The sequence below is a fragment of the Methylomonas sp. BG-2 genome, from assembly GCF_057766305.1.
Genome location: NZ_JBYMAP010000263.1, coordinates 1 through 5,297, shown reverse-complemented (window position 1 = coordinate 5,297; position 5,297 = coordinate 1). Strand labels below are relative to the sequence as shown.

The 5,297-nt window shown below is 56.2% G+C and carries 5 protein-coding genes; 1 reads left to right on the top strand and 4 read right to left on the bottom strand.

Annotation, left to right across the window (positions count from 1 at the left end; all coding sequences use genetic code 11):
• Positions 1 to 289 precede the first annotated feature (289 nt).
• From AC3B8H_RS18195 to AC3B8H_RS18180, 4 genes are all read right to left on the bottom strand, one after another.
• The gene (locus tag AC3B8H_RS18195; protein WP_488442959.1) at positions 290 to 1,072 is read right to left on the bottom strand and encodes an outer membrane protein OmpK; all 783 of its coding nucleotides are present in this window, start codon (positions 1,070 to 1,072) and stop codon (positions 290 to 292) included.
• Between the two features lie 68 nt (positions 1,073 to 1,140).
• Positions 1,141 to 2,157, bottom strand: coding sequence for a ketol-acid reductoisomerase (gene ilvC / locus AC3B8H_RS18190; RefSeq protein WP_488442958.1), 1,017 nt, complete (start codon positions 2,155 to 2,157; stop codon positions 1,141 to 1,143).
• Positions 2,158 to 2,257: 100 nt separating this feature from the next.
• Positions 2,258 to 2,749 carry an acetolactate synthase small subunit gene (gene ilvN / locus AC3B8H_RS18185; RefSeq protein WP_488442957.1) on the bottom strand — a complete coding sequence of 164 codons (492 nt, stop codon included), beginning with the start codon at positions 2,747 to 2,749 and terminating at the stop codon, positions 2,258 to 2,260.
• Positions 2,749 to 4,485 carry an acetolactate synthase 3 large subunit gene (locus AC3B8H_RS18180; protein WP_488442956.1) on the bottom strand — a complete coding sequence of 579 codons (1,737 nt, stop codon included), beginning with the start codon at positions 4,483 to 4,485 and terminating at the stop codon, positions 2,749 to 2,751. Before AC3B8H_RS18180 ends, ilvN begins: the two co-directional genes overlap by 1 nt.
• A 449-nt stretch (positions 4,486 to 4,934) precedes the next feature.
• On the opposite strand from AC3B8H_RS18180, the gene AC3B8H_RS18175 reads away from it, so the two are divergent.
• Positions 4,935 to 5,297 (top strand): HXXEE domain-containing protein (locus tag AC3B8H_RS18175; RefSeq protein ID WP_488442955.1); only part of this gene is annotated, 363 nt, incomplete at its 3' end.

Sequence of the window (5,297 nt, the reverse complement as noted above, 5' to 3'; positions counted from 1 at the left end):
AACTGAAATTGCGGCGCCCAACGCAACGTCTCTGACAACGCTTGTCCGAGTACCGCTCGTGGTGGTGTAAAAACTTTTTGATGAGTTAAAAGGTCGTGCGCGCAAAGTGGATATCGATTGAAAAGGTGGCATACGGCGCACCTCGATACGAGACAGTCTGCTCAACAAAACGCCGAGCCCGGCTAAATACATTCCTTGCAGATTCGACGGTCCTGACGCCGAGACTAATTACCTTTGCCGAATTTGAGAATGTGAGTGAGTTCGGGCCTAGCGCCAGAGTCATTTTTCCTCAAAACTTCCAAACCACCAGCGCCTGCGGCAGGCTTTCGTGCAAGCCCTTGATGCCGTATTTGTTGTGCCAGTATTGGTATTCGATGCCGATAAACAACTGGTCGGCGGCACCCCAGAAATCGCCGAGGTCCAGGCGCAGTTGCGGCTGGGCCAGGGCTTGGCGGGCGGCGGTCTGATTGCGGCCGATGAAATCGGCGAAACCTTCGAAGCTCCATTTAGTGCCGGCGATTTGAAACGGCAGTTTCCAGACCGGCGTGATTTGCCAGGAGGTACCGATGTCGGCTGGCTCGGTAACCCGTTGGCGTAAAAAATCGACATTGAAGTACTCGAATCCCGGCAGATTGAAATCGACGCTGACGCCGTACAGCCAGGCGCGATAACCGCTGCGCGGGCTATTGACGTTTTCGCCTAGGTTGATGCCCGCCGTGGCGCCGATGTCCTTGAATAGGCCGTAGGACAAGTTCAGGCCGCTGATTTTGCCGAGGCTGAGGGTGCTGTAGGCTTCGCCGTACAGGTTGATTTGCGCCGGTTGACCGCTCTCGGTGAACAGCGTGTCCATGAAGAAAAAGTTGCGGCCGTAACGCCAGCCGTGAGTATGGGTCACGGTGATGATGGAGCGGGCGATATCGTTGGCGTTAAACGGTTCGGAGTAGCTTGGGCCGTGTAAATATTGAATTTCGCTGTGGGTCCAGTCCAGCCATTCTGCGTGGCTGGCGACCGGCATGCCCAGTGCGGCGGCGATGACGGCTTTCAACGTATGGGAACGGAGCGATTTGGGCATGCTCGGCCTATTCAACGGGCAAAAAAAAGCCCATCGCGAAGATGGGCTTTTAAGCCTAGCCGAAAAGCTTAGTTTTTGCTTTTATCGACGATTTGGTTGGCTTTGATCCAAGGCATCATCGCCCGCAATTTGGCGCCGACTTGCTCGATTGGATGTTCGGCATTCAGGCGGCGGCGCGCGGTCATTTCCGGATAGCCGGTTTGGCCTTCCAGAATGAACTGCTTGGCGTATTTGCCTTGTTGGATGTCTTCCAGCGCTTGCTTCATCGCCCAGCGGCTTTCTTCGTTGATGACTTTCGGACCGGTGACGTATTCGCCGTACTCGGCGTTATTGGAGATCGAATAGTTCATGTTGGCGATGCCGCCTTCGTACATCAGATCCACGATCAGTTTCAGTTCGTGCAAGCACTCGAAGTAGGCCATTTCCGGCGGATAGCCGGCTTCGGTCAGGGTTTCGAAACCGGCTTTGACCAGTTCCACCGCGCCGCCGCACAAGACCGCTTGTTCGCCGAACAAATCGGTTTCGGTTTCGTCGCGGAAGGTGGTTTCGATGATGCCGGAACGGCCGCCGCCGATCGCCGAGGCGTAGGACAGGCACAATTCCTTGGCCATGCCGGAGGCATTTTGGTGGATTGCGATCAAGTCAGGGATGCCGCCGCCTTTGACGAATTCGGAGCGCACCGTGTGTCCCGGCGCTTTCGGCGCGATCATGATCACGTCCAGGTCGGCGCGCGGCACGACTTGGTTGTACAGAATCGCAAAGCCGTGGGCGAAGGCCAGTGCGGCGCCTTGTTTGATGTTCGGCTCGATTTCTTCCTTGTACAGCTTGGATTGGAACTCGTCCGGGGTCAGAATCATCACCACGTCGGCGCCGGCGATGGCTTCCGGAACGTCCTTGACGGTCAGGCCGCTGGCCTGGGCCTTGGCGACGGACGCGGAGTTGGCGCGCAGGCCGACCACGACGTCGACACCGGAATCTTTCAGGTTGTTGGCATGGGCATGGCCTTGCGAGCCATAGCCGATGATGGCGACTTTCTTGCTGCGGATGATCGAAAGATCGGCGTCTTTGTCGTAATAAACTTGCATAGGTTCTCTCGTTACTCTGGTGTGAATTAAAAATTTTATCGACTCTCGGAGGAGTCACCGTCACGCGGAGTACCAGTCTGGATTTGTACTCCGGCAACGCTCATAGATGCAGGCCTTTTTCGCCGCGGGAAATGCCGGTCGGGCCGGAGCGCACCACTTCGATGATGCTGCCTTCCTCGAAGCCGTGGATGAAGGCGTCGAGTTTATTGGACTGGCCGGTCATTTCCACGATGTAGCTGTTGTGGGTGACGTCGATAATCTTGCCGCGAAAAATATCGACCATGCGTTTGACTTCCTCGCGGGTGTCGTGGCTGGTTTTGATTTTCACCAGCATCAGTTCGCGTTCGATATGCGCCGATTCCGCCAAATCGATTAATTTGACCACGTCGATCAATTTATTCAATTGCTTGGTGATCTGCTCGATGATCTCGTCGCTGCCGCTGGTCACCAGCGTCATCCGCGACAGGCTGGGGTCTTCGGTCGGCGCCACGGTCAACGATTCGATATTGTAACCGCGCGCCGAAAACAGGCCGGCAACGCGCGACAGGGCGCCGGCTTCATTTTCGATCAAAATGGAGATAATGTGCCGCATCACGATAACTCCCTGTCGACCGGCGTGCCGGGGGCAACGCGCAATTTCATATCGTGGTGGGCCTTGCCTGCTTCTATCATCGGATATACGTTCTCGGTTCTATCGGTAATGAAATCCAGGAACACGGTTCTGTCCTTCATTTCAAAGGCTTGTTTCAGTGCATCGCGGACTTCTTCCGGTTTCTCGATGCGCATGCCGACATGGCCGTAGGCTTCGGCGAGTTTGACGAAGTCCGGAATCGTGTCCATGTAGGAATGCGAGTAGCGGCTTTGATAGGAAAATTCCTGCCATTGCCGGACCATGCCCATGTAACGGTTGTTCAGGTTGATGATCTTGACCGGGGTGTTGTATTGCAGCGCGGTCGAAAGCTCCTGTATGCACATCTGAATACTGGCTTCGCCGGTGATGCAGGCCACGTCGGACTCTGGAAACGCCAGCTTCACGCCGATCGCGGCCGGCAAGCCGAAACCCATCGTACCCAAGCCGCCGGAGTTGATCCAACGCCGCGGCTTGTCGAAATGATAATACTGCGCCGCGTACATTTGATGCTGGCCGACGTCCGAGGTCACGAAAGCGTCGCCGTTGGTGACTTCGTATAATTGCTCGACCACGTATTGCGGCTTGATGATCCGGCTTTCCCGGTCGTACTCCAGGCAACGCACGCCGCGCCAACTGTCGATCAGTTTCCACCAATTTTCCAGCGAGGCTTTCGATGGTTTGTCCTTGCTGTCGCGGATCAATTCAAGCATTTGCTTCAAGACCGGTTTGACCTCGCCGACGATCGGCACGTCCACCTTCACGGTCTTGGAAATCGAGGCCGGATCGACATCGATATGGATGATCTTGGCGTAGGGGCAGAACTCGGTCAACTTGCCGGTCACCCGGTCGTCGAAGCGCGCGCCGACCGCCAGGATGACGTCGCTTTCGTGCATCGCCATATTGGCTTCGTAAGTACCATGCATGCCCAGCATGCCGACGAATTGCTTGTCGGTGGCCGGATAAGCGCCCAGACCCATCAAGGTGTTGGTGATCGGGAAACCCAGTAACTGGGTCAGCTCGGTCAATTCCTGATGGCCTTCGCCGAGGATCACGCCGCCGCCGGAATAAATGATCGGGCGTTGCGCGGCCAACAGCATATCGACGGCGCGCTTGATCTGGCCCTTGTGGCCGGTCACCACCGGGTTATAGGAGCGCATCACGACTTTTTTCGGGTATTTATAAGCTACCTTGATGTTCGGGTCGGTGATGTCCTTGGGCACGTCGACCAGGACCGGGCCGGGGCGGCCGGTCGTCGCCACGTAAAAGGCTTTTTTCATGGTCTCGGCCAGATCGTTGACATCCTTGACCAAGAAGTTGTGCTTGACGCAGGGGCGGGTGATGCCGACCGTATCGACTTCCTGGAACGCGTCGCTGCCGATCACCGGCGACGGCACTTGCCCGGAAATAATCACCATCGGAATCGAATCCATATAAGCCGTGGCGATGCCGGTGACGGCGTTGGTCGCGCCGGGACCCGAAGTGACCAGCACCACGCCGGGCTTGCCGGTGGCGCGGGCGTAGGCGTCCGCCGAATGAGCCGCGGCTTGTTCGTGCCGGACCAGGATGTGCTTCACGTCGTCTTGGTGGAATATGGCATCGTAGATGTGCAATACAGAGCCACCCGGATAGCCAAACACGAATTCGACACCTTCATCTTTTAGACATTGGACAAGAATTTGCCCGCCACTGAGTTCCAATTTTAAGCCCTCAAAAACAATACGGACCGCACGGATACGGATTTACAAAAAAGGTTGGATAAGCTACTGTCTTTGGTCGTTTTCGTCAAGGAAAACCCAGGGTTTTGCTTGGATTTTGCCGGCGCTGCAATCTGGGGGCGGCCGTCGCGAGGCGATACCCCCGAGGATTAAGCTGTTGGCAAGAGGTCGAGGAGCCGGTTTGGCGAAAGGCGTTTTGAGCATATCGGGTCCGGTTGTCTCGGCTTCGGGCGGGGAGTTATCCACATCGATAACCATTTTACGGCGCATGACTCATGCGATTGAATACGCTGTCTTCCATATGCCCGGCAAATTCGAACCGGCGCTGCTGGCTCGGCGATTTGGGCGAGGGAAGCGGCGAGGTTGCCGGCGCTAAAACGTTGGAACCGGACTAGAGTTAACGGCTTTCAATCAACTGCCGGAAAAATTTCATGATCGAACGCTTAACAACGCATTGGGTCTATGGCGGCGCATTGGCGGGCTTACTGTTGCTGATGTTGTTTCCATTGTTGACCTCGACCTGGTCCCTGCCGCTCACGCTGACGTTTCTGCATCTGCCGATGTACATGCTGCATCAATACGAGGAGCACGATCAAGACCGCTTCAGAACATTTTTTAACCAGACCATCGGCGGCGGCAAGCAGGTGCTGTCGCCGATGGCCGTGTTTGTCATCAATGTTCCCGGCGTTTGGGGCGTTATCGTCATCGCCACCTATTTGGCCGCGCTCGGCGAGCCGGGACTGGGTCTAATCGCAGTGTATCTGGCCGTTGTCAACGGTTTGGTTCATATCGGC